Below are 26,008 nucleotides of genomic sequence, written 5' to 3'. Positions count from 1 at the left end.
ATGTTAGTATATCCTCTTGATAATATCGTCAATTGAGTTTCTCAAAAAACATCTAATTTCTGACTCTATAATTTGCTTGCCTTTAATTAACATTTGCTCTGCAAGCATAGCACCTAAATCCCAAAAACCATCTTCCATTTCTCTGGCTTTTTCAGCGAATTCCTGTTGAGCCGCATCAATGTACTCAACTACTTTGTCTGTCACACCAAACTTCTGGTCCAGCTTATTTAAACCCCAGGCAGCAAAAAATCCAACGCCAATGACTATTACAAGGTTAAATGCAATCAACGGGGTTACTACGACACTTCCAACGACAAATGTGACTACTGATACAATGCCAATTTTCATTACATCAGTAGCCAGAGATCCTATGAATTCAGCTAAAGATCTCTCATCGTTCAAAATGAAATCAAGAGTCCTGTAAGCGGCTGCGACATAAAATGTCAGCCGTGCTCCTTCAACAACAGATTTTGCAAACCCATATTTACCAATACCCAAATCAACAATCTTTGGATTTTTAGCCGCAAACACAGGTGCATTCAATATCTTCCTTACGCCAGGATAACCACTTATTTTTATCAGTTCTGTACCGTTGCGGTTTACATATGTTGTTGCTTTTATGCTGAAGCTTCCCAATTGATTGATCAACATGGATGCAGTCACAACGTCCTTGATATTTGTTCCATAATTTACAACTATTTGTCCGGGGTCACTTTCTGTTATTGCTACCCATCCATGTTTCCATGCCCCCCACGAGGACAATATTTCGAAAGCTTCTGGAAGAGTGAGCAGCATCACATCCTGATTAGTTTGCCTTAGCATAGCCCTCAAATTACCATCAGGTAAATCATGAGTATTCCGTAAAACTGGATAATCAGGTACAAATCCAGTTGGCTTTTGCTTACCGGTCAGATAACTCGGCAATTCTGGCGAAGTTTGCACAGATGCTGCAAAGCCTGCAGCTGTTTCTCCAGCGGAAGATCCACTGATCTTCTCGTACGTATCATCCATCATTGATGGAATAAACTTCGCCTTGCAGGGGCAGGTACTGTAGCTGTCGAGGGTTCCTGCCATTCGCCTGTCATGAATGGTATCGTTGTCGATGCCACCGGCTATCTTGAAAAGCCCGGCATGCTTACCGCAGGTCACACTGTCCTGCTCCCGGGCAACCGGTTTATCAAACAGAGTGTGATCCTCTGCGCCCGTGGTGATTTTCCCGCCGCAGGTCGTCTTGTCGCCCTGCACCAGGTAAAAGCCTTCTGCTGCCATATTTTTCCCTTTAGCTGAATTCAGTCCAGGTTACCCGCAAAGCACTGCACTGCCTGCCGGATCGAGCGCAATCAGACCAGCCAGAAGCTGGTCCATCTCAGGCTGAAGCCGTGATTTATCGGTTTCACTGCGTGTGGCTTTCATACGCAGCAGTCTGAGGCGACGCGATTTCACTTCAAACAGCAGCGCCGGTGTCCACTGTGTGAGGGTGATTGACTGTGCTGCACCATCGAGCTCACCCAGCAAATGCAGCGCCAGTCGGGGGTGAACTCCACCACCGACATCGACGGAATGGTTCGCAGATAATGTGGCCACAGCAGGATGACCAGCCCTTCGGTCAGTTCCGGTAGATCGTCATCAAGTTTCTCGCGCAAACGGCCCATCAGGAAGGCAAAGACCTCGAACAGACGCTCCACGTACGCGTCGCGCGCGCCCGCTTTATCGAGATTGAGCATTGCCGCCTGCTCGGGATGGGTCCGGGAGAACTCTTCGCCCGCTTCCAGCAGGTAGCGCATTTCAGCGTCATAATAACGCAGGGTTAAATCATCCATCTTTATTCTGCTTAGTAAATTGCTGCGTGTTAAACACTGAAGCAGACTCCGGGAGTCTGGCACGGGTAATCATAAAGAAAAGAGAATCATCAATGCTGAGTACAAAGGGACGGTTCTATGGCATATTTTTTTGCCATGCCAAGCATCCAACCCGAAGGGATCCCCTGACATTCTGTGTAACCTTTATGCATTAACGATGTTGTGTATCTTTCTGAAAAAATGAACATTCCCAGGATAGTTAACCCTAAGATGATAAACGTGGTTTTCAGTAATTTTTTACCTGATGCAATGGTTATCTGCTTCCCGGTAAAAATAACAGGAAAAATCATCACCAATAACGGTGAGAAAAAAAAGAAAAATGCGGCAGAAAAAGTTACCCAAAAAGAGAAGTTAACGACATCGGGGTAAGAAAGGTATTCACTCAACTTAAAAATACCGAGATATGAAATCCCGATAGAAATCACCAGGAAGAATACCACACCGAAAAATGTAATTACACGTTGTTTAAGAGGATACATTGCTTGCCAAGTCCGTCAAGATTTCATGGACAAATGCCATGAGAGCTAATTTCAAGACAAATGAAATTCTCGTCTTTATCAGACACGGTTTTCAGCAAAGGATATATGTTAGCTCCAGAGTATTTTTTTGATGATCACCATCCCCTGTTGTTAAATTAAATCCACCACCATATTTCTCTGAAAACAACCATTCTAGATTCTGGTCTTTACTGGATCGTTGAAACTGAGCAAATGCTTTCTGTTGTCCGACTGCAAGCGTAAAATGTTCATCAGTATTTCCTCCCAATGAAGAGATATAGCCAGAAAATTCTGAAACCGAGACAGAAAGCGGTGCATCGCAAGGATTTTTTATAAAAATAACGCCGGGGTATGGTTTTTGTGACGAACACGCTGACACGCTCAAAAAAAATACAAATAAGAAGTAATTTAGTCATTGAATTTTACCCTACTCAGCCAGATCAAACCTTTTACATCCTCTTCAGCCGCCACTGAATGTTTACCCTGGATGTCCAATGATTGCTGTTTATTTAACATTAGGTACATCAATGTTCAGTAACAATAAATTTATCAAAAAATCATTATGGACATAAAGAACTATCATTAATCTCATAGACTACATTGCGTGTTTCCAAATTTCTTTCCGTAGTCACATTTTTCAACAACAAAAATATTTGATTGCCTTTTAAAACTTTTTCACTATGACCATCTGAAATACTCACAATAAAATCTTGCCCATTAGCATTAAAATGCTCAGAAAAATCTTGTTTTAAACTTACTAAAGAGAACACAGCAATAATGCCACGTTCTTTAGGCAATAATGATAATACTTCAGAATCTTGTCCATTCTGAGACGTTATAGAACCAGTGTAGTTTTTTGTGATAATGGAAACTCTTACTGGGCACGGGTTAAAAATATAAACAACTCCATCATATGTCAACTGGTTAGAGCATCCTGTCAAAAAAACAAAAATAATAATAATAATAATAATAATAATAACAGATAATCTAATCATTAAATTCAACCCGAGAGAGCCATATTAATCCCTTTACATCTTCATTCGCCGCTATAGAATTACTATACTGAATAAGTGCTGGCGCTGGGTTATCAGAATATTTCATAAGATCTATCTCTCCTTGTCTCGGCATTTTGAAACCAGGTAAAGGTTCCTGTGTAAGCACCGTAGATGTTTTTTTATGAGACCACGAATAATCCGGACTTGATCCTGCACCATATTTATTGAGAAGGATATGTCCCATTTCATGAGCAGAATCTAATTTAAACCTTGATTCGGCAGCAGCATTATAGTCAGGTTCTAATCCTTGAATATAACGACTATAATAAAAACCATAATTATGGCAGATTTTTCTAAATCCAGCAAGACTCGAGGAACGACCATATTCACTTTCCAAGCATTCTACCAAACTAAATGAAGGCATGGATGCTGTAGTATTAACGCCAACAGAAACAGAAACCTTGTATTTACCCTGACGGGTTATGATGCCATCACCAATACCCGGAACTCTTGTACCATTTCGGGACCAGTAAAATTCTATTCCTTCCTTTGCCAGTTTCTGCAAATCAATATAACTCACGGGTTGGAGCAATTGATTCATACCGTCAATACCGCCATCATCAAAAGCGCCCCGCCAGAAGACATCAACTGTGGTACTGGTTCTATTGATTAGCACATCCACCCAATCTTGTTCTTTAGGTGAATTATTTAATGCCAGATCTACCTTTATCATTTGATCGCCCCTAAGGGCAATTAACCTGACCGTTAATGACTTACTTTTAAGCTTACGAGTATCCAGTATTCCTGCATTACTGTAACCATCCCAGTACCATTCATGCTCGCCTTGCTCAAATAAGCTGGAAGTATACTTTTCACTGTAAATAAGTTCAGCACCATCCACAACCTCAAGGGAAAGCCCTTCTGCCTCATCGCCTTTATTGATGATTCGGAAACCAATTTTCTCAGTGTAGTTGGTACTTCCTCCCTTTATCATCTCATCATAGTCTGGAATTGAAAGAGGCGTAAGGACCTTATTTCCTGACAACAGGATTTTATAATCCAATTTTTCATCGCTTTTTTTATTATTCTTATTTGCTGACTGTGCATGTTGTTCAGGTTCGCTCTGGCCTGAGGTTGTCTTCTCGTACGTATCATCCATCATCGACGGAATAAACTTCGCCTTGCAGGGGCATGTACTGTAGCTGTCGAGGGTTCCGGCCATTCGCCGGTCATGAATGGTATCGTTGTCGATGCCACCGGCTATCTTGAATAGTCCGGCATGCTTCCCGCAGGTCACACTGTCCTGCTCCCGGGCAACCGGTTTATCAAACAGAGTGTGATCCTCTGCACCCGTCGTTATTCTCCCGCCGCAGGTCGTCTTGTCGCCCTGCACCAGGTAAAAGCCTTCTGCTGCCATATTTTTCCCTTAGCTGAATTCAGTCCAGGTTATCCGCAAAGCACTGCACTGCCTGCCGGATCGAGCGCAATCAGACCAGCCAGAAGCTGGTCCATCTCAGGCTGAAGCCGTGATTTATCGGTTTCACTGCGTGTAGCTTTCATACGCAGCAGTCTGAGGCGACGCGATTTCACTTCAAACAGCAGCGCCGGTGTCCACTGCGTGAGGGTGATGGACTGCGCAGCACCATCGAGCTCGCCCAGCAGATGCAGCGCCAGTTCATTCTTGCCCTTCTGCTCGGCTACACGGGCCATCAGCAGGCGCAGCAGCCATTTGTCTTTTGTGGAGTCGGAGCCCGGACGGGTCTGCAGCCAGTGTAGTGTGGCATCCAGACCGTCAGTGTCCGCTTTCTCCAACGCTTCCGGCTCAAGGGCCAGAATATCGTTGCCCGTCTCACTGACGGCACTGACCGGCTCATCGCGCCAGCCGGACATATCGTCCAGTACGCTCTGATTTATCCAGTTCAGCGTGACTTCATCGGCAAACGGCGTTCCGTCATTAAAGGCCAAGGTTTCAAGCCCGGTAAGGCGGCGCAGCAACCCTTTCAGGTCTGCAGTGATGATATCGGCCAGTACATCCTGCCCTGACTTTATCAGTGCCTGGTGGATATACCACTGCAAATCCAGCCAGAGGTGATTGGCACCGCGCGAGAAGGTATTGTCCGCCTGCTCCAGTATTTCCAGCCAGCTCTGCTGCAGATACAGGCGTTTGAGCATGGCCCGCTGGTCAGCGCGCGGCGGTTCGATGCGCGTTTTCCCTTCGGCATCAGGTGCCGGAATAGCACTCAGCGTGTCATGACGCAGGCTTTTCATCAGCCGGTGTGCGGCGAGCCAGCCATCGGGCTGCTCACGCAGATATCCGGTCAGGGTACGGGCCTGGGCCAGCAAATCTTGACCAGAGGTGATGCGGCTCAAAACCGGCGTGTCTGACTCGATGGTATGCATAGCGCTCTGTGACTGAGCCTTATTACCAGCGTTCTGCGGTACCACAGCATCCACGCCACCGGCCTTCATCAGGCGAGACTCCAGAGCACTGTATAGTGCATTGAGCTCTGGCCGTGACGCTTCTGGTTCTGGCTCCAGACTGTCGCGGATGAGCAGCAGCGCACCGGCAGTGCGCAGTGCATCATCGCGTACCACTTCCGGCCAGAGTGACAGGCTGTCCAGAACGCGGGAGCCTGCGAGCCACTCCAGCGCCGGTTTACGGCTCCGCTCACGCTGAGGATGAAGCTGCGTTCCATAGCGCTGTAGCAATCTGGCCAGCAGTTCAAGCCCTTCGGCAAAGCCGGTCTCCCCGTCCTGATGCAGACGCGCCCAGCAGTAGTAGGTGGCGATCCGGATATCTTTGGCTGTGGTGGTCAGCAGTTTTTCGGCAAGCGTGCAAATCAGGCCGGTATCGATGCCGGATAGTTTATTGACCTCCTCGCGGATACGCTGAAAATCATCGTCATAACCGGGGTCTTCTCCGGTCGGACTGGTGTCATTTACCGGAGCAAGCCAGGGCTGCCAGTTTTCCGTGCGTGCCTGCGCCTGTTGCCGCAACTGAGTTTCGTCAGCCTGACAGGCGGCAACCAGATTCTGCAGTGTGCTCATTATTCGCCCCCCTCCATGTCATTGTTTCTGGTGTTGGCCATCAGCGCCTGCGCGGTGGCCTCGCTGTCAACACTGAATATCTGATCCGGCAGCGTGAAACCACGCAGTTCCAGCAGCGCCAGCGGACCTTTTCCGAGTTGTGAGCGCAGCACCCACTGCAGGGTGCGACCATCCGGGGCGGTAAAACTCATCATCCACTGACTGCGGTCAAGCTGCTGGCGCTTGCCCTGGTCCAGCCAGCGAATAAAGCCCCAGGTCCCACTGAAATCCCCGAACAGACGCGCACCGGCATTGACCGTGGTCCAGGTCAGCATCGTCCCTGGCTTGTAGGTATCTCCCGGCCAGCGGAAGCTTTGCCAGTCGGCCATCTGGTTGAAGTAGTGCAGCTTTTGTCCATCAATGGTCAACTGGGTTTCCACCACCTGCGGCACAGGACGCGCCTGCAGTTCAAAGCTGATGCCCTGGCTGCCATCTGTGAACAGAATGTCTGACAGTTGGCTCAGTTGGTTAATGGCCCGCAGGAAGGCCGGGTTAAAGTTCAACCTCTGGCTGTTGACCTTATCCGGTACCCACTGACTACCCTCTTTGTGCAGCACACCGTTGAGCTCTGTCGTCAGGAAGCGCTCTATACGTCCGCTGTCCTTACGCACAAATTCAGCCAGCATCGGCAAAGAGGCATCACTTTTACTCACCGCAAACGGGAAGCGCCCGTCAAAGGCCGTGTGCCAGTTCGCCACCACGGCGCGGCTCCATTTATCATTCAGGCTCGCCGCCGACGGCTGCAGCACCGTTTCCCAGGCTTGAGTCAGTGGCAACACGAACATCGTGCTGCCAAAACTGCTCCACTCTTCGCCAAGGCTTGCCGAAATAAGGCTACCGTATTGCTGGGTGTCGGTCAGATCGACGCTCTTGCCCTTAAACACGGTCTGGGCGAGAGTCTGCATCATCTCCAGTGGATCAGAAGCGCTTGCCACCTGCTGCAGGCGCAGACGCACGCGGGTGATACGGGTCAGATAGGTCTGCAGGCTCAGCGAAGTGTCAGCCGACATGACGTTGCTGCCTTTGTTTTTACCCAGAAGCTGAAGCAGCGGACCAAAGGTTTCATCCAGCGGACCCTGCGGCCCTGACGCAGACTGGTCAATCACCGGTTTGTCTTTCCCGCCGACAAGATCCTTAGCCGATTTGATAATGGAATCCGAAAGTCCCTCGCTTTGCTGGCCGGTCTGCCCCTGCCAGGCGAGAGTATTCATCAGAGCAATCAGTGGCGACTGGCGCACATCACTCATCAGCGTCAACTGGTCAGTGACGTCTGCAATGTTGTTTGCCGGGTTAAGCCGCAGGCTGTTGAGAAAATTCAGCCAGCTACCCGCAAAATCAGTGAAGTAACGTTGCGTCAGGCGCGCTTTCAGGGCTTCCGGCGACAGGTCTGAGGACACTGCTTTTCGGCTGTCGCTCAGCACCCAGTCAATTTCGTCACGACGGGAGTTAGCCGCTTTCTCTATCGCCTGCTGAATACCGCCCTCCCACGCCTGACGGGTAAACATGCCTGGTACCACTTCATCAGTGGTGAACAGGCGCCGGGCATCAGTACCGCTGGTCATGTCCTCCAGAGATACATCTGCAAAGTTACGGCGCACCGATTTGAGCATGTTTTCATACAGCGTACTTTCCGCGTTGCGACGCCCGATTTGCTGTAACAGTACCTGACGGCTCTGGCTCACCAGCTGCACATCCGGCGTGATTTTCCACTGTGGCTGTTTTGGGAGTGTGGCGATATAGAAGGCCCACAAATCCGGCGACAGGCTTTGCCACAGACCGGTAGAGATGCCCGTCCGCGCTGGCTGCACGGTTTTCAGGGTCTGCGCGTAGAATGCGCCGTCGGCTTTATCCGGCCGAGCCATCATCATCCACGCCTTCAATTGGTCATAACCGGGTTTAGCAAGCTGCGCACGCCGATCGCTGTTCGGCACAGAGTTGATCAGCGCGGTCAGTTTTTCCGTCAGAGCGGCATTGGCCGGATCGCGAATCAGGCGATTATTCGCGACACCGTACCACGGCAGCATCGCGCTCAGCAGATGTTGGCTATGATCAAGGCCAAAGCGCTGATACAAAGGTGAGCCATTCTGAATGTGATGCTGTAAACGACCCGCATCGTTACGCAGTTCATGCAGTGTCGTCAGCTGGTAATCCGATACGGAAGGATGTTCCACCAGGTTGCGTGCTTTTGTCGCGACAGAAGAGATTTGCCCGTAGTTCAGTGAAAACGAAAGCAGCGTCCCGCCCCCCCAGACCCCGATAATGATCATCAGTATCCAGGCAAGCGTTTGTTCCCACGCCATCCCGACACGGCGGCCACGTACACGGAGGCAGTCGCCAACGATACCCTGCCAGGTCGCTGGCAGAGTTAGCGCATGGCGCTTTGATTCCGGGATATATTTCTCAGCGTCGGCAGGTGCAGCACCGGCTGTTTCTCCTGCGATAGCGGCAGGTTTATTCTCCGGCAGGCTGAACATCAGGCCACGCAGTGGAACGCGCTGCTGTGAGGCAGACAGCCATGGCACCAGTTGCTGCGTCCAGCGGGCTATACCGCCATCTTTGAGATGCTGGCCAAGGCGCAGCAGGAAGTCATAGCTGTTGTTCTCAGCGACCTGAATCACTCCCTGCATCCGCAGGGTCGGCAACATGAGTTCTAGCTGGCGGGTTATATCGTCAGGCTTGGCACGTAGCGGGAAACTGGCCCCTACCGCCTGTTCAGTGCGTCTTGCCTGCGACCACTTGCTGTCGCACAGTTGCCACAGCCAGACCGGGGCAGAATAACGCAGCAGCTCGCTGATTTTTTCCAGCCCGCGTAAATCGTTGTCACTGATTTGTGGCGTCAGGTTAAGCGACTGCGGCATGACGCGAACAATCCCGTCCAGTGGGCGTCCACGACGCAGCTTGCGCAGCGCGGTGTATTTTTCGCGGTCAGGCTCCGATGTCAGGCTCCCGCCGTAAATCAGCACGGTACGGTTGCCTTCGAGCCACTGCTGACTTTGCAGGCCAGGTACCAGCTGTTCGATTGCCGCTTCATCACCAGTGATTAACAACAGACGGGTTTTACGACGCCAGTAAAGGCCAATACGGGAGCGGAGATGTCCCCGAATCTTGTTACACATGACCACCGCAGGGTGAACAGGTGCTTTATCATTTTCCCGCTTCTTTTTCTCATCATCACCGTTGGTGTTGTCGACAAGCGCATTAAACTCCTGCTTACCGGCACTACGTACTGCCGCCAGGAGCACTACGGATACGATAAGGGCGCAACCTGAAATACATCCGCCGGCGATAAGCCAGTAAATTTGCTGCTGACTTCCGTCTTCAATCCCGGCTACATCCGGATGCTTCCAGACCATGAACGTCATAACGGCTAACAGCAAAAAGAAAATCAATGCGACAGCAAGATAGCGGCCTTCCGTAGTCTTCGGTGTTAAAGGTAGCTTCACGGATCCATCTCCTGTCGGGAAGCAATCGGGGTAATGAGTGTGCTCCACAGCACATTCTGTGTCGTATCACCGCAGATAATCATCTGTGGGGACTGAGTTTGTCGGGCGATTTCAGTGGCGGCAGCGATAGCCAGCCAGGGAGCCGCGGCACCGGCATGTCCCATGGATGTATCGAGCGAAATGACGGCTTCGTCCTCTACAGACTGCGCAGGGTGCGCATTCTGGCACTCAATAACTTCTGCACGCTGCTCACCCGTCAGCCCGGCAAGCCATAAATTTTTCACGATATTTTCTTTGAGCGGGACATTATAGGCGGCCATGTTCATCCCCTCCCTCAGCTCACCGGTTGGAGCAGCATCTGGACGGTGCAGCAACGCGAGAGGTTCGAGTGATTCCTGGGTCAGGCGGTTGCCAAGAAGCAGTGCTACACCGGCTTCAGCTGTGTTGTCAGATTCGGCAGGCTTTAACTGGAGACCCACAATCAATAACATTGCTTTATCTTTAATACGTTCATTCAACCAGCGATCGATTACACTGAGCCCAGTCCCCTCACCATATTCAACAGGAAGAGTAATATTGTTCTTTTGCCAGGTTTCATCCCAGTAATGGCGAATACTCTCCAGAGGCAGCGATGTTGTTACATCAAAAAATACTACCAGTGGTAATTTGTCAGGGATATGTGCGAAAGGAATGCCAGCAATCAACTTCGAAAAAATATTCGTTATCACGAATTTTAGCGAGTCCTGCGGGCTGGAATAAATTTGGCTCATCCTGGAGCTTTCATTTCCATCTCGGTCGACCTGCGAAACAATAATGCTATCGTTATTTTGCATCGCAATAGCTGTATCTTTCTGAGCAACTGATGAGTGGCCGGTAATGAATGTTACATTCAGCACCTGTAGTGCACGACGTGCCTTACGGGTTTCTCGAAGAATCCATTGTTCTCGTTGTGTGTCGAAAGCATTTGCTTTGCTATCCTGCAATGCCCACAGAAGCAGACAAGAAGCAAATGGAACACTCCACAAAACAATAGGCACACCTAAAGCAACCTTCCAAAAATACAGATTTTCAACATAACGCCAAAATATACGCATTAATATAACACTGACCGAAAGCATGGCAACCAGAGCAATAATCCAACGAGAAAATTTCAGAGACTTAGGTCTTGGATAGCATTCTGGCAAATGTTTAAGTGTATATAACATTCATTCTCTCATATTACAGATTAACTAAATTGGCTTTGGGTAAAGATGATGTGAGGGAATAATTCACTTAAAACCACGTGAAAGGTCACAATCAAAAAAGGTTCATTATTTTAATGAAGGATAAAGACGTTAATTTAATTTGGTCGTTGAAATAGACTTCCATTTCTTCAGCATGTAATTTAGCAGTAGCTTATCGTTTTTTAGATTATAATCTGGAACCGGAGGGCTTTCTCCACCATACCCACCGTTTTCAACTATGATATGCTCTTCCCCTCGTAGGGAATATTTTACTCCATTTTTATACGCGAAATACTTTACAGTAACTGGGTCTATCCCACCAATACATCCAATTTTATAAGCAAATAAAACAGTGCCTTCGCCATCGGCAAAACTATTGTTTACTTCAATTGATTCTTTTATCAAATTCAGATTAATATCCACTTCACAGTCATTAACATAATCATTTAGAATCCAATCATCCTTTCCCTTCGTCACCTGTTTTACAGATAAATGCTCTCCAGTATTATCTTTATTGACTTCCTTCTCCATCACCAACTCATGCTCGCCAGAATTATCTATCCACGTTGTATTGAAGATAAGTTCTTTAGCACAAGTAGGATTAACCGGAAAAATCATGAATATGCATGCCAACCTAAAAATCAGCTTAGCTTCTGAATAAAGTTTCATTAACGGCATCCTTCTTCAAATAAAAATACTCACCTAAATGAGCCACACATTATTTTCTCAAAATATATACATCTTCAATTCCTCGACAAAGGCTTCATATGTTCAGCACAAGAAACCCCATGCTCTCGATGCATACCATCCATGAAATCATGGAGCAAAATAATTATCAACGGCAAACAGAACCTTGCACAACCCTAAGTCCAATGACTGAAAATCACTTGAAATCACTTTCTCAGTCACTATTTTACCTTCAAGTGGTACTAAGGTTAAAATCGCATTATCATTATACTTTTCTATATTTATCATTGCATCAAACCCATGTGCTATCTGGTCATCATGAAATGATGAAAGTTTGTATCTCAAAATATTGAGGCTTGAGCTTTTGCCATTCATAGCACTATCAATTAATTGAGGCGTAATACCTGCAGGAACAGTTTTAACATAAGAGATGGAGATCTCTGACCCAGATCTTTTCTGCCAACACGATTGATTTTCTTCGTGTGTTTTATTTTCACCCCTATAGCTTTGGTACAATCCCTTCCCATCCTCATTGCCGCTTACAAACAAGTAATATCCTCTTTCCCCACAGTAGGCCTTAAAGCAAAATAAGGAAAGAAAAATCAACAGTAATTTATTACACATTTATCTATCCTTAACGGCAGGTTTATTTTTGCCTTTCAGCTTGCGTACATATGGTGTATTGATTGATTCATTTAATTCTACGACATTAAATACTTGAAGCACCCCTCTACCCAACTCTGAATATGCAGCAGGAATATAGTAGCCAACAAAAAATTTCGTAGTGTCACTTTGAAGCATAAAGTTAATAGAATCATTCTGGTTCCCACCAAGAACAATTATCTCTCCACTTACTGAATCTCGCCCATAAACAAATGCCACATGTCCTTTCCCACCTCGGCGCCATACCATTAGACAGCCATAAATTGGTGATGATATTTTTTTAAAATTTTCATCGGCGACAAATGAATTAGACCCAGCAAATCCTTTGGATATTTTATAAGATGACACTTTAAAACAGTAGTTAACAAAAGAAGCACACCATGGAGTATTAGAAAGTGTGTAATTGCATTTAGGGCTAATCAGCTGATGAAAATTGTGTCCAATCTTATCTTCTTTAACCCCGCCCCACAGCTTGGCCTCTTCCATTGCTTTTTGCATCCACGGTGCCTCACGTTGTTCATGGGGAAGCAATGCTATCGGTTTATCCGATTTTTTAGATCCAACTGATTCCAGTGTTTTTTTATCTAAATTGACCGATTGCACATTGGATGAAGTTCTACTAACTGGGGGCTGAGGTTTGGGTGCCTGTTTGTCAGAGGCTGAGACAGAGCTACTCCATTTTGAATAGTTTGCATCATTTGAAATCAATATCGACTGACCTGGATAGATTTTGTTTAGATCTGCGATATTGTTCCGACGAGCGAGTTCATCAACAGTTGTGCCATTTTGTGCTGCAATCTTCGCAAGAGTATCACCCGGTGCAACTATATAGGTTGAAGGACCATTAGTATTGGCACCATAAATCGTCAAGTTCTGACCTGGGAAGATCTTACTCACATCTTTTATATTATTGTTTTTGGCAATTTCATAAGTGCTTGTCTTATAACGTTCAGCAATTTTCGATAGAGAGTCTCCTGACATGACTATATACTCTATCGGCTTCTGAGCGCTCTTCTCACGTGGAAGTTTGGGGGTCTCGGCAAGAGTTTTTGCAGAGAATTGAGAAAAGTTTCGCGTAAGCAGTATATTCTTCGTTTCATCCCCAGCGACTGCTGAATGAACAATATCCTCTTTTCCAGCAGAATTAGTATATTTGACGACAATAGCCATTCCTTGTTTCGTATGGATGATTGTCTTGAGCTTGCCGTAAGCATCTGTTTTCCACTCGTAGCTAGTGCTTCCTATTGTCACTTTAAATGGCACATCAGCAACTGGTCGAGAGCCATCAGAAACAGTCACATTTGTCACATATACCCATTTTTCAGTACCGGCCTTCAGGCCACCTTCTTTTTTACTGATTGCATCCACAACTTTCCCGAATTCATTATCATCCAAGTCAGATATTTTTTTATCTTTTGCAACGCCACTCTCTGAACTTATAAAGTTGGCATACGCTACGGGATCATTGCCTGCGGTTTCAGGGGCATACTGCGACATCATCTCAGAGATGGTGTTATTTCGATATTTTCGCTTCAACAATGCACATTTTTCACGCTCCCCAGCTTCAATGCTGGAAAAAATCGCAAATGTATTTTCTTTCGGATTATATACAGTCCCGGCACCTATCCGCCCTTTTTGCTTACTTGCATCAGGCAATGCCATAATATTCCCGGGATTGTTAAATCTCCAGTTTAATGTCCCTGCAGTTTTTAGCAAACGAGTCCCATCACCAGCTTCGTACTCAACCGTTTTGGTTTCAAGATGGTATGTCGCTTTTACAAATCTCATACATCATCCTTTTTATTTTCCCGTTGGTTTAAAGCTGGTGTCGTTTAGTAAAACTGAAGTCATATGATAGCCTGTGACAGCAAGCATAACTTTTCCATCTACAGTGACATGGTGATTAAGTAAATTGCGTTTAGTTTTATAATCATCACCGCTAACAATGAGCTGAACATTGCTGTCCCAACCTTTTTGGTCAGTATTAGCATCAACCACGCACTGTAGCGGATTATTTAAATGCAGAATCCAATAGAGTAATTTTTCGTCATGCTCCCTATCTTCCCCCCAATTTTTGGGGCCGTAAAATAATTCCTCTTTCATTACTCCTGTGAGTACAATCTTATCCCCCTCTTTCAGGCATACAGCATATACACCGAAGTTATAAAATAAGATAGCCACACTCAACGTAAGTTTCATAAGCATACTTAACATTATCAACTAACCTTTGTTAAGTTTAATAAAGTTGCAATCATTGGTTCAGTCAATGATGATGTTCTATCATCTTCAGAATCCATTTCACTTAAATAAAGATCAGCATCAGGTGCTTCATCCTCAAAATATTCCATACTGTCGTCTTCAGTTGATGAAAAAGAAAGCTCCTCTTTACTCCAGGTTTCTCGCCCAATGATTAAATTTAATGTATCGCTTTCAGGAAGCACTATTTTCGGGAAGCGACCTGAACTGTCTACCGTGCCGGTCGACAGGATTTTGCCATTGCTGTCAGTAATGCTGTATGGCTGATTTGTCATCCAGTCCATACTTTGGCTGACACTATCGGCACCAGGGAAAGCAAAACGTAAGCTTTGTTCGCCAGGTTCCATTACAGGAAATACAGGCAGCGTGACCTTTTCTGATGCGCTTGCCTTACGCCCATAATGTCCTGCTTTCGTACGATATTCACCTGCAGTAGCAGATTCAATCGCACTCGCATCAATCCGGATATAGCTCCCACCACCATTCAGAGTCAGCTTCTTCTTCGCGATGATTTTGATTTCATCCTCCGTGCTGACAATGCTGATTTCTTTACGGGCCAGCAATTCCATCAGGTCGTTCTGCGCCTGTATCTGCACCGGCCCCTGATTAGCAATGAGCTTAATACCGAGCTTACGCACAAATACGCTCAGGGCATTACCTACCCCGACGAACAGATTTTTCACCACGCTGACGTCGGCATTTTTACCGGCAGTGGCTATCAGATTCTGCCCGGCAGAGACCTGCAGATGTTGTCCGCTGGTCAGTGCGATGCCGTCCGGAGCACTCAGCAGCAGCACTGTTTTTTTTAGGTCTGTCAGCTGCTGTTCCAGCAGTTTGATTTGCGCCTGGAGATCGGCCGGGTTCGCGGTCGCCTTCTGCGCGTCACCGGAGATGGACGTCATCTGCTCCCGGGCATCCCCCAGATTGCTGACCGCCGGCTGCATCTCCAGCACCTGACCCTGTGCTTTCGCCTGGCCATCCGCACTGATAAATATGCCTTTCTGCGCCCGTATCGCGCCCCATGAGTCCGTTCTGAGTTCAAAACCCTCACCGCGCTTCTGCTTCTCAGCATCCACTAAATGTCCGAGATTCAGCTGACTCTTGCCGCCGTACTCAGTGGAAACCTTGATATGCTCTTTCCCGCGCTCATCGTCGAGGCGGATTTTGTTGTTCGCCGGTGTGCGCAGGACGTTACGTTTGTAGTTGCGGATGGTGACGTGATCGCCGTGGGCCGAGTCGTGAAGTACGCCAGAAATGTACGGTCTGTCCGGGTTACCGTCCTCAAAGCCAATCGCCACTTCGGTGCCCGCCAGCAGCGGCAGGTGCAGGCCGTAGGTATCACCCGCATAAGGGCGGGACTGCCGTACCCACAGGCTCTCGAATCCAGTTTCCCAGTTATCACGGTCAAACAGCATGTTGACGCGATAGCGGCCATCTTTATCGATATGGCCGTAGGTATCGTTCTCGGTGGTGCTCGTGACACGTGCCGGCAATGTGCCGGCCATCACCGGGCGTGAGCCAGGCTCAGGGCGGAAACTAAAATCAGTGCTGTCCGGGATACCGTCGAACCTGACGCCGAAGTCTTCATCACGGCGCGCATGGCTGTGCATCGCTGTGACGACCACGCCCTGAGCAAACACCTCTGCCACTTCGTACCCGCCGGTGACTTTCAGCACATGCCCAGGAGAGAGGGTCGGGCAGCTGGTGATGGCGCGGGTCTGCGTCTGACCATTCAGGTAGCGCTCATGACGAATGCGGGCATAAAACGCCCCTGACTCCGGGGCCGGATTGCGGTCGTAGGTACTACCTGGTGTCAGATAGTTATCAGCGTAGTGATAGGCATCACCGTAGGTGGTGGCATCCCCGCGGGTCGCATCGACCCGGGTGTTCATGTCATCCGTGGCCTGGCGGTAGTTGTAATCACGGGTGCTGACCTGCTTCTGCACCACGTTATGATGGCTCTCCATGCCCCAGACCGAGTCCACGCCTTTTGAATGCTGTCCTGATGGCGGAACCGATGGCAGCGTCAGGCCTTTTTCATACCCCTGCTGGCCGTCATAAAATTCCACCACGTCGATGTTCAGGCGCGTATCAGTGGTAAACCGGAACCAGATGCCCACCTCACCCAACAGACGGGTAATAAAGTGCAGGTCATCCTCGCCGTACTGCATCACCTGCTCACGACGCGGGTACTCTTTTGAGAGTGAGAACAGAAAATCCTGACCGCGCATGTTGTGGCGCTCGCGCAGAATTTTTTCCACGATTTGTGGGACCGACATATCCTGATAAATGGCGTTCTGATGCGAACGGTCAAGCAGCGCCAGGCGTGGCTGGAGCGTCAGGGCATAGTGGGTTTCATCCTTTGAGGTACTGAGGCGTTCAAAGCCGCTCACCACTCCCTGAAGGGTGCGCACGGCCTGTTGCATTTTGATGCCGTAACCCTGGTCTACCGGGGCCTGCAGCGTCAGGGAAGCCGCTTTCATCAACATCATTTCTTTGCTGATGGCATGGTTGCCGCTGGTGAACTCAATCCGGTAGCTGAACGGCGAGCTCAGGGCTTCATCGCCTTCAAACGCCAGCACATCGAGCTCTGCTGCACAGCCCTTCACCGCCAGCAGGTGATGGTTGTGGCTGAATCTGATTGGGGGATTGTTGCTCATGCGTGCACTCCTTGTGTACGGTCAAACTCCAGCCCGATACCCTCTTCCTCACTCCAGCTAAGGCATAGCGACTGTGGTTTCTGTTTCGCAGCCATGTGGGTCAGGAGTTGCTGGCTCAGCACCGGCAGAATCTGCTGATTCAGCAGGCTGTCGACGTTACGCGCCCCGGTATCCGGCAGCAGGCAGGCGGCAGTCAGTGCGTCATACAGGCTCTCATCAATCTGCGTGGTCAGGCCGTAGTGACGGTTGAGGCGTTTGCTCACCTGCGCCAGCTTCATTTCCACGATGGTGCGCATCGCCGCTTCCGCTAGCGGACGATAAATCACGGTCTGGAAGCGGGCCAGCAGCGCAGGCTGGAAGTGGTCACGCAGAGTCGGGCGCAGCAGTTCGTGCAGGTCGCCTTCGCTGGCCTCCGGCTGTTCGTCCAGCAACTGCATGATGTGGTCGCTGCCGAGGTTCGAGGTCATCAGAATAACCGTGTTGCGGAAGTCGATTTCGCGCCCTTCGCCGTCACGCATAAAGCCGCGGTCGAAGACCTGGTAGAACAGGTTCATCACGTCGCGGTGCGCCTTTTCCACTTCATCGAGCAGCACCACGCTGTACGGACGCTTGCGGACCGCTTCGGTGAGGATACCGCCCTGACCGTAGCCGACGTAGCCCGGCGGCGAGCCTTTCAGCTGGGACACCGTGTGCGGCTCCTGGTACTCGGACAGGTTGATGGTGATGAGTGACTTCTCGCCACCGTACAGCACATCCGCCAGCGCCAGTGCGGTTTCGGTCTTGCCGACACCACTTGGACCGACCAGCAGGAACACACCCTGCGGACCGTTTTCTGACGTCAGGCCCGTTTTGGCGGCACGCAGACGCTGTGCAATGGCATTAAGAGAAACATCCTGACCCACCACACGTTTGCCAATTTCGTTTTCCAGGGTCAGCAGTTCGGTCTGCTCGTCCTTCATCAGGGAAGAGAGCGGCACGCCGGTCCAGTCGGCAATCACATTGGCGACGGTGCGGACGTCCACATCCACCGACAGCAGCGGGTTGCTGTGCTGTATGCCGTTCAGCGCCTGTTGCAGCGCGTGCGTCTCACTCTGGCGGGAGATGTCCTGGCGGCTTTCCAGCAGTTGTTCGGTGAGTTTCAGCTCCTCGCCGTACCGGGCTTCCAGTTCGTCAAGTTCAGCGATAAGGTCCTTCTCTTCCTGCTCAATGGCGGTCAGGCGTTCGCCGTGGCTCTGATTGCCGACTGCGATATCTTCCAGCAGCGCCTGCTTCTCTATGTCCAGCGAGGTCATCAGCGCGCGAATACGGGTCAGCGGCTCCGGCACGGTGTCGAGGCTCATGCGCACGCGGGCTGCGGCCGTATCGAGTAAATCGACGGCCTTGTCCGGCAACTGGCGGCCCGTCAGATAACGGCGGGACAGCGTGACGGCGGCGCGTACCGCATCGTCAGTAATATGCACGCCATGGTGTTCGGCATAGCGTGATTTCAGACCACGCAGCATCAGGCAGGCCGTATCGTCATCCGGCTCGTCCACTTTCACCATCTGGAAGCGGCGCTCAAGAGCCGCATCACGTTCAAAATATTGTTTGTATTCAGACCAGGTGGTGGCGGCGATGGTGCGCAGTTCACCGCGGGCCAGCGCCGGTTTCAGCAGGTTGGCCGCATCCGCACCGCCCGCCTGGTTGCCCGCGCCGATAATGGTGTGTGCTTCATCGATAAACAGCAGAATGGGCACCGGCGACTGCTGCACCGCATCAATCACGTTTTTCAGGCGCTGTTCGAATTCACCTTTCACGCCCGCCCCCGCCTGCAGCAGGCCGAGGTCAAGGGTGCGCAGCGCCACCGGCTTGAGCGATTCCGGCACGTTACCCTCAGAGATTCGTAGCGCCAGGCCTTCCACCAGCGCGGTTTTGCCGACACCCGGTTCACCGACCAGGATCGGATTGTTTTTGCGACGCCGCGAGAGAATGTCGACCATCTGGCGGATTTCCGTGTCACGGCCGAACACCGGGTCAATCTTGCCCTCTTTCGCTTTGGCAGTGATGTCGAGCGTGAATTTATCCAGCGCGTTCTGCAGCGCCGGGGTCAGTTCCCCCTCTTTTACCTCCACGCCGACAGGACGCCCGACGAACTCCACTTCTCCACCATGGCTCTGTGCCAGTTCGGCTTCCTGCTGTACTTCCGGGCGTTCATCGGACTGCGCGTCGAGCAGCGGGCGCAGGCGTTCCAGTTGGCTCTGCCCCAGGGTCAGCAAAGGCCACAGACCATCGCAGCGAGCAAGTCGCTGGTTCTCCGTCAGCGCCATCAGCAGGTGTTGGCTTCGGATACTTTCCTCTCCGGCAAGTGAGGCCTGCATCCAGGCTTCCTGCAGCAGAGACTGAATGGAAGCAGACAGCTGCGGGCGGCTGCGAACCGAACGCGGCTGCTTGTCCAGCCAGCCCAGCAAATCCTGCCAGATGGCGTCCATATCCCACTCATAACGGCGCGCCAGCACCGTCAGGTCACCTTCCCCCTGTTCGAGCAACTTCAGCAGCCAGTGCTCCGGCAGAATTTCCGCATGGGCGCGGGTCTGACAGAGCGAAGCCGCCCCTTCCATCGCACGGGCACAGTAAGGGTTCAGACGTCGCAACAGGATGGCTGGATTTTCCATGAATCTCTCTCTTTGTCGGTTCCTGGACACGCTACCGCCCATCGCTGTTTTCCGTGAAGGAGACCAAAGCGCATACGGTCAGGCTGGCAGTTTGTGGTTTTCTTTGCTGAAAACCCGTTTCAGGCAGGCTCTCAGCAAAAAAATGCGGACAGGAAACCCCGTCCGCATCAGGCTTACGCGGTGGCGCGTTCGTTCCAGGAATCGGAATGAATGATGTTGCCGTCTTTGTAGGTCCAGGTGATTTTTTCGTAGCGCAGTTCAATGCGCTCAAGGTGGTTGTGCTTCTCTTTAGAAGGATCCTTGATGTCATACATTTCAGGATTCACTTTCACCACTTTCACGTTTTCCAGTTTGGTGTTGAAGTACTCCACTTCCTGGCCCGCGTCGTTGATTTTGTACCACCTGAATTCCGCAGACTTGAGGGTCTGACCGGTAGTCACCGCCTTGTACAGATACGGGCTGGACGAGTCGATTTCCTTGGTGAACAGGAACGGGGTGTGGATACGGGTACCGGTCAGCTTGCCGGTGTTGTTATCGGTCGGGATGTACAGGTTATGCTCCTGAGCGACAACCTCGATGCTGCCTTCACGATCCTGAACGTCCACAGAACCTTTAATGTCCGCGCCGCCGTCGTCTTTCAGCCAAAGATAAACAGGAATTGCCATGTGATTTACTCCATTACAGTTTTATCTGCGCCATCATCCGATGACGCCTGGGGATTGCCCGGTATCTGACAGGCATCGGCCTGCGGTACCAGACTGATTTCGACACGACGGTTAAGTGCGCGCCCTTCCGGGGTGTCGTTCGTTGCGATCGGGCGGCTTTCGCCATAGCCCTGCACCGCAAAACAGCTCTCCGGCACATCGCCGGTGTCACGCATCCAGTTGCGCACCGCTTCGGCACGCTGAAGTGAAAGCGTCTGGTTCAGTTTTGGATTGCCGGTGTTGTCGGTATGACCTGACACCACAATCAGCCAGCCCGGTTTAGCTTTGATGCCAACCAGGGAGGTCACCAGCATTTTGGTGGAGCCCGGCTTGAGGTCGGATTTACCGGAATCGAACAGCGACATGCTGTCGAGGCGGACAATTTTCGGTACCGGTTTGGATTTCGGCTGTGGTTCAGACGGCGGAGGTGGAGGCACCCAGGAACGGATCGCATCCAGCACAGGCATTCGCAGACGCTCCCCCTGATACAGACCGAGCCCCATCCGCATCGGTACGCCATTACGAGCCTGGTCATTCAGCTCTGCCGCATCGTCACGCAGGACAGCAACGGCATCGGCTTTGGGTCCGAAATCATGCATCGGGATACGGTCATAGCGGGCAATATCGAAGCTCACACGCTGCAGCAGCTGGCGATTGTTCCAGCCACTACTGAGCAGCGCAGCAATGGCCGCCAGCGTGAAAATCCCGAGCGCACAACGGAAGGCTCGCCCACGCGGCGTCAGGCCTCGCCCTTCGGGCAGCAGTGGCAGGATAAAATCCGGGAAGGGGGAGATAACCGTACTGTCCGTTCCTACCGGCTGCCAGCCCGCTACCTGCTGCATCGCAGTGTGACGGGAAAGCCACGCAGTCCAGGCAGATGTGGCCAGACTTCCGGCAAGGATCGGTCCCATTCCCCACAGCACCGCGACAGGCGCAATGACAGGAACGTCGGGGTTCTCATCCATAAAGACAGCTTTGACGTGCTGATGGAACCAGCTCATCAGGCTGTTCATCAACACCTGTTGCTGCATCGCAGGCGACCCACCGGTGGTAACCCATGTAGCGATTGAACTCGGCGCTGAAGATTCACGCCAGACCCTCACCCCTTCCCCCGGGATAGCCGCCTGCCAGAGCAGATCATTCGTCATCGCACTGCCAACCTGACCATTCAGAACCAGCGGCACGGAATGCCCGGTTTCTTTACGCAACTGGCTGATTTGCCAGCGCAAGGCCAGCAGACGACTGGTAAGGCGCTCGCTGTCGGCGTGTTTCTGTGGACAGACGCTGACCATCACCGACAGCTGGCGACCCCAGTCAGGTCGCAACCACAGTACCTGGCGGGCTGCCTGCTCCAGATCCTGATGATCCTCCACGCGGATCCAGCATCCCTGCGTGACAGTGAGCACCGGTGACTGCTGCATACATGCCAGCGGCAGATCGCCACAGACCAACACCACGGGCTGACGGTAAGTGGCTTCCGGGAGGTCATCCAGACGCAGGGTGACGTCATGCTCCACACGACGACTGGCGACATACCAGAACGCCAGGATAAGCCCCAGCATCGCCAACAGAACAAGCAAAGAAACCAGTCGGGACACCGGCAGGAAACCCAGGCAGACCACTGCACTCAGCAGGGCGGCCCATAACGCAAGCCCGCGCTGTTGTTCAGGACTCATTTCACGGCTCCCGGTAGCAGGGTCAGCAGCGTCTGATCCAACCAGTGATCCAGTCCCCACCAGAGTGCGGCGACTACCATCACGCTCAGGCCGATACGCACGGGCCATGACGCCAGCCAACCACCCATTCCTCGTCCGGTACGGCTTTCTGCCAGTATCGGGTGAGCCTGCGGATAGCTGAACGGCGTGACATGTTCACTGAGCGCGTTGACGAGTTTCTGGCGCTCCGGATCGTTCAGCGAGCGGAAACTGCCGAGAAACCCCAGCATCATGACCCGCTGGAAGCAGGTCACAACAGCGTGGTCGGGCGCCGGTTCACGCAGCACATCGCGCATCCGATCGCACAGCGTATCACCGGCATCCATGGTGCCAAGGAAGTGCCCCTGCAGAGGAATGTCATACCACTGCAGGCAGGCATCATCCTCCACACCGCGACCTTTGACGGCTTCATCAAGCAGCGCACACTGTGCAGTGAGAATATGCTGACAGCTGGCTTCATCGAGTTCGCTCGCTTTCAGCTCACGCTGCACGCGTTCGACATCAGCAATGCAGCGCTCCCACAACGTGCGCCCTTCTCCATCCTGAAACTTCGGACCGTGACGCAGGCTGATCACCTGCAGCCAGGTGTCCTGCAGCAGGGCATCAATATCAATGGACGCAGCAGCGCTGCGTTTAGGCTCACTCATGTTCTCAGTACCGCAAAGAGTTCAAGTTCAGGCTCGCCGAGCATGCCCGGAACGTAAAACATACAGGTGCCGCCCTGAAGCATTTCGCTGGCCAGAGGATGAGAGACATCGAGGCTGAAATACTGGTTTTCCAGACGCAGTGGGATGGCGGCCGGCACATGACGCAGGGGCATCAGGGGCACACCCACCCGTGATGAATTGACGATACTCCTGACATGATCCGGACTGCCGACCTTGCACTGGCGCGGGAACTGTTCCTGCAGCTGTGCCACCGGTATCGGTGAACGCACGGAGAGGTAGTAATCTGCCCCTTCGCGCAGGCGTGGGTCATGCAGACGGGCCTGCCAGAAGTGAAGCCGGGCATCATGCTCAAGCTCAATCGCTACCACCCGCGACGGCAGGCTGGCTTCCAGCAGGTCGCCCAGTAGGTCAAAGAGCGGCGGGAAGACGTTATTCAGTTGCTCATGCTGCCAGACAGGAATAGCACTCACTTGGTGTTCCAGCGAGAAGGTCAGCAGACTGCCCGCGAGCCTTGCCAGCTCCGGATACAGACGCTCCGGCGGACTTTGCGGGTGTCGCTGAAACTGTCCGAGCACGGGTTCTGCGCTGTTCAGGGCATTGAGCAACCAGAACAGAGACACGTCAGCCACGGCAAAATCGGCCATGCGCTCGTTACTTTCACGACGCATGTCCATCAGGCGACTCAGACGGGCACGCAGTTGCATCATCAGCTGTTCCAGCTGGGTCACCAGCCAGCGGCTGCCCTGCAGAGCCAGCAGTGGCGGAAGAAAGGTTTCATCGAGTGCCCAGCTCCCCTGTGAATCCTGCTGTAGACGGGCGACCGGACAGGTCAGGTAATCACTGTTGTTCTGATGGGCGAAACGCAACGTCAGCTCGGGCTGCATCACCGCAATCTGGCGGGTATCGTCCCCAAAGGCGTTACGGACATCCCGCCAGCGCTGGCGATAACGCACAGGGCGCTCGGCCACCTCATCGGGTTTAAGACAGTTGCCGCCATTTGCCCGCAGTAGCGGAAGCGCCAGAACCACCGCCACTTCCTGTGATTCGCCCTCAAGCGCCAGCACCGGCGGCAGGGAGTCGGCATTATCCGTGTCGATAAGCGTGCCGTCGGGGAAACGGATGTGCAGATGACGGGCCTGCAGGCGGCCCAGTTTCAGTGCATCCGGTTCGAAAGTGGCATCAATCATCCCCCAGGGATGGGAGAGGCCCAGTCGGGCAATGCATTCCGCAGACCAGGCCGCGTATGCGGCCTGTTGCTGGAAGTGCTGGGGAGAGACCATAACGCCCCTGCCCCATAACGGTTGTTCCGTATTCATTGGCTTCCTGCCTTAGCTTATGACTTGGCTTTCGGCATCTGGGAAACCAGTGACAGGTTGACGTCCATCCCTTCGACTTGGAAGTGCGGTACGGCGTACAGCTTCACGCGAAAGAAGCCCGGGTTGTCTTCGATGTCTTCCACCACCACTTTTGCATCACGCAGCGGGTGAGAGGCCTGCAGCTCGTCGCCTGGATCGGTCATTTCAGTCACCAGACTGCGCACCCAGGTGTTGAGCTCAAGCTCCAGCAGACGACGGTCTTTGGTGGTGCCGATGTTTTCGCGCTGGATAAGCTTCAGGTAGTGCGCAATACGCGACAGCAGGAAGATGTACGGCAGACGGGCGTTGATACGGCTGTTAGCCGTGGCATCCGCGGTGTCATACAGGGCCGGCTTATGGGTGGAGTTAGCGCTGAAGAAGCAGGAATAATCTCTATTTTTATAGTAGGACAGCGGAATGAAGCCCAGATTGGCAAACTCAAATTCGCGGGTTTCCGGGATCATCACTTCTGACGGGATCTTGACCTGATTGCCGGTGCCCAGATCGTACAGATGAATAGGCAGATCCTGCACGGCACCACCGGCCTGCGGGCCACGGATTTGCACACACCAGCCGTTGTTGATGAAGCTGCGAACCATGTTAGACGCAAAAGCAAACGAGGCGTTAGTCCACAGGTATTTGTCGTGATCCGGGCCTTTCACTTCTTCCACATAGTTGAAGCTGCGCACTGGCACGGTGTCCGGACCATAAGGCAGACGACCCAGTACACGCGGCATCACCAGACCGATATAGCGTGCATCGTCCGTCTCGCGGAAGGATTTCCACTTGATGTACTCCGCACGGTCAAAGTAGTTACCAATATCTTTGATGGCCGCCACTTCCTCCATTGAATCCTTGAGGAAAAATTTCGGGCCGGCTGAGCCGATAAACGGCATATGCGCTGCGGCAGACACTTTTGAAATATTGCGCAGCAGAGCGACATCCTGCGCAGAGGCATCGAATTCGTAGGCAGAAATCAGCGCGGCAATCGGCTCACCGCCCGGGGTGTCATACTCATCAATGTATGTATGTTTATACAGTCCACTCTGGATGATTTCCGGGCTGTCTTCGAAGTCCTGACGCAGGTCTTCTTTGGACATATCCAGCAGTTCAACCTTCACGTTCTGACGGAAATCAGTTTTGTCGACCAGGGATTTCACGCCGCGCCACAGGCTCTCCACAGCCTGGAATTCTTCGCTATGCATTACCGCATCCAGCTGACGGCTAATCTGGTAGTCCAGCTCTGCGATATGGTGGTCAATAAGGTTTTTATCGAGTTTTTCAACTTTTGAGCCCGCTTTCGTCAGGCATTCCAGGAACACCTGCATGCCGGCCGTTAAACGTTCATCCGCAGTCGCATCCGACATCGCCTGCGCGTCCTGCCAGATATCCAGCGCACTCAGCTCAGAGACCGGGTTCAGATTGATTTTTTCAAACAGGGACGCATAAACCCCGCCCGCAGCAGGACGTTCCAGCACCACGCTTTCGCCACCAGTCGCATTCTCATTTTTTACAGACATCAGCATCTTCCTTTTTAATCCGTTA

The 26,008-nt window shown here is 51.5% G+C and carries 18 protein-coding genes and 2 pseudogenes; all 20 read right to left on the bottom strand.

What is annotated here, in order from left to right; genetic code table 11:
• Positions 1 to 3: 3 nt before the first annotated feature.
• The 20 genes and pseudogenes from HV314_RS03870 to tssC all read right to left on the bottom strand — a co-directional run bounded on the left by HV314_RS03870 (position 4) and on the right by tssC (position 25,989).
• The gene (locus tag HV314_RS03870) at positions 4 to 1,269 is read right to left on the bottom strand and encodes a PAAR domain-containing protein (RefSeq protein ID WP_181547396.1); all 1,266 of its coding nucleotides are present in this window, start codon (positions 1,267 to 1,269) and stop codon (positions 4 to 6) included.
• Between the two features lie 30 nt (positions 1,270 to 1,299).
• Positions 1,300 to 1,527: pseudogene (locus tag HV314_RS03865) on the bottom strand (type VI secretion system protein TssA); the annotation flags it as partial.
• A pseudogene (locus HV314_RS03860) lies at positions 1,524 to 1,820 on the bottom strand (type VI secretion system baseplate subunit TssF); the annotation flags it as partial. The pseudogenes HV314_RS03860 and HV314_RS03865, both read right to left, overlap by 4 nt.
• 89 nt (positions 1,821 to 1,909) lie before the next feature.
• Positions 1,910 to 2,338, bottom strand: coding sequence for a hypothetical protein (locus HV314_RS03855; RefSeq protein ID WP_181547394.1), 429 nt, complete (start codon positions 2,336 to 2,338; stop codon positions 1,910 to 1,912).
• Between the two features lie 578 nt (positions 2,339 to 2,916).
• The gene (locus HV314_RS03850) at positions 2,917 to 3,351 is read right to left on the bottom strand and encodes a hypothetical protein (protein WP_181547392.1); all 435 of its coding nucleotides are present in this window, start codon (positions 3,349 to 3,351) and stop codon (positions 2,917 to 2,919) included.
• Positions 3,344 to 4,768 carry a PAAR domain-containing protein gene (locus tag HV314_RS03845; protein WP_181547390.1) on the bottom strand — a complete coding sequence of 475 codons (1,425 nt, stop codon included), beginning with the start codon at positions 4,766 to 4,768 and terminating at the stop codon, positions 3,344 to 3,346. The genes HV314_RS03850 and HV314_RS03845 overlap by 8 nt, the downstream gene beginning before the upstream one ends.
• Before the next feature lie 29 nt (positions 4,769 to 4,797).
• Complete coding sequence (tssA, locus tag HV314_RS03840) at positions 4,798 to 6,399, bottom strand: type VI secretion system protein TssA (protein WP_181547388.1); 1,602 nt, start codon at positions 6,397 to 6,399, stop codon at positions 4,798 to 4,800.
• The gene (locus HV314_RS03835; RefSeq protein ID WP_181547385.1) at positions 6,399 to 9,881 is read right to left on the bottom strand and encodes an ImcF-related family protein; all 3,483 of its coding nucleotides are present in this window, start codon (positions 9,879 to 9,881) and stop codon (positions 6,399 to 6,401) included. The genes tssA and HV314_RS03835 overlap by 1 nt, the downstream gene beginning before the upstream one ends.
• Entirely contained in the window at positions 9,878 to 11,086 is a 1,209-nt protein-coding gene (locus HV314_RS03830) for a hypothetical protein (RefSeq protein WP_181547383.1), read from the bottom strand. Before HV314_RS03830 ends, HV314_RS03835 begins: the two co-directional genes overlap by 4 nt.
• Before the next feature lie 129 nt (positions 11,087 to 11,215).
• Positions 11,216 to 11,773 carry a M949_RS01915 family surface polysaccharide biosynthesis protein gene (locus tag HV314_RS03825; protein ID WP_181547381.1) on the bottom strand — a complete coding sequence of 186 codons (558 nt, stop codon included), beginning with the start codon at positions 11,771 to 11,773 and terminating at the stop codon, positions 11,216 to 11,218.
• A 147-nt stretch (positions 11,774 to 11,920) separates the two neighbouring features.
• A complete protein-coding gene (locus tag HV314_RS03820; RefSeq protein ID WP_115190193.1) occupies positions 11,921 to 12,415 on the bottom strand; it encodes a hypothetical protein in 495 nt (164 codons plus the stop codon).
• On the bottom strand, positions 12,416 to 14,242 hold the full coding sequence (locus HV314_RS03815) for a TIGR02594 family protein (RefSeq protein ID WP_181547379.1): 1,827 nt from the start codon (positions 14,240 to 14,242) through the stop codon (positions 12,416 to 12,418).
• Between the two features lie 12 nt (positions 14,243 to 14,254).
• A complete protein-coding gene (locus tag HV314_RS03810; protein WP_239006912.1) occupies positions 14,255 to 14,668 on the bottom strand; it encodes a DUF4431 domain-containing protein in 414 nt (137 codons plus the stop codon).
• Between the two features lie 2 nt (positions 14,669 to 14,670).
• Positions 14,671 to 17,370, bottom strand: coding sequence for a type VI secretion system Vgr family protein (locus tag HV314_RS03805; RefSeq protein WP_181547375.1), 2,700 nt, complete (start codon positions 17,368 to 17,370; stop codon positions 14,671 to 14,673).
• Complete coding sequence (tssH, locus tag HV314_RS03800; RefSeq protein WP_181547373.1) at positions 17,367 to 20,021, bottom strand: type VI secretion system ATPase TssH; 2,655 nt, start codon at positions 20,019 to 20,021, stop codon at positions 17,367 to 17,369. Before tssH ends, HV314_RS03805 begins: the two co-directional genes overlap by 4 nt.
• A 173-nt stretch (positions 20,022 to 20,194) precedes the next feature.
• The gene (gene hcp, locus HV314_RS03795; RefSeq protein WP_033758542.1) at positions 20,195 to 20,686 is read right to left on the bottom strand and encodes a type VI secretion system effector Hcp; all 492 of its coding nucleotides are present in this window, start codon (positions 20,684 to 20,686) and stop codon (positions 20,195 to 20,197) included.
• A 5-nt stretch (positions 20,687 to 20,691) separates the two neighbouring features.
• Entirely contained in the window at positions 20,692 to 22,401 is a 1,710-nt protein-coding gene (locus HV314_RS03790; protein WP_181547371.1) for an OmpA family protein, read from the bottom strand.
• Positions 22,398 to 23,087, bottom strand: a complete 690-nt coding sequence (gene tssL, locus HV314_RS03785) for a type VI secretion system protein TssL, short form (RefSeq protein WP_181547369.1) — start codon at positions 23,085 to 23,087, stop codon at positions 22,398 to 22,400. Before tssL ends, HV314_RS03790 begins: the two co-directional genes overlap by 4 nt.
• Positions 23,084 to 24,424 carry a type VI secretion system baseplate subunit TssK gene (gene tssK, locus HV314_RS03780; RefSeq protein WP_181547367.1) on the bottom strand — a complete coding sequence of 447 codons (1,341 nt, stop codon included), beginning with the start codon at positions 24,422 to 24,424 and terminating at the stop codon, positions 23,084 to 23,086. The genes tssL and tssK overlap by 4 nt, the downstream gene beginning before the upstream one ends.
• A 17-nt stretch (positions 24,425 to 24,441) precedes the next feature.
• The gene (gene tssC / locus HV314_RS03775) at positions 24,442 to 25,989 is read right to left on the bottom strand and encodes a type VI secretion system contractile sheath large subunit (protein WP_181547365.1); all 1,548 of its coding nucleotides are present in this window, start codon (positions 25,987 to 25,989) and stop codon (positions 24,442 to 24,444) included.
• Positions 25,990 to 26,008: the final 19 nt, after the last annotated feature.

Origin of the sequence: Citrobacter sp. RHBSTW-00887, assembly GCF_013728095.1 — a bacterium.
Taxonomy (GTDB): Bacteria; Pseudomonadota; Gammaproteobacteria; order Enterobacterales; family Enterobacteriaceae; genus Citrobacter; species Citrobacter braakii.
The sequence above is the reverse complement of the archived record's forward strand: the minus strand, read 5'-3'. Positions and strand labels throughout refer to the sequence as shown.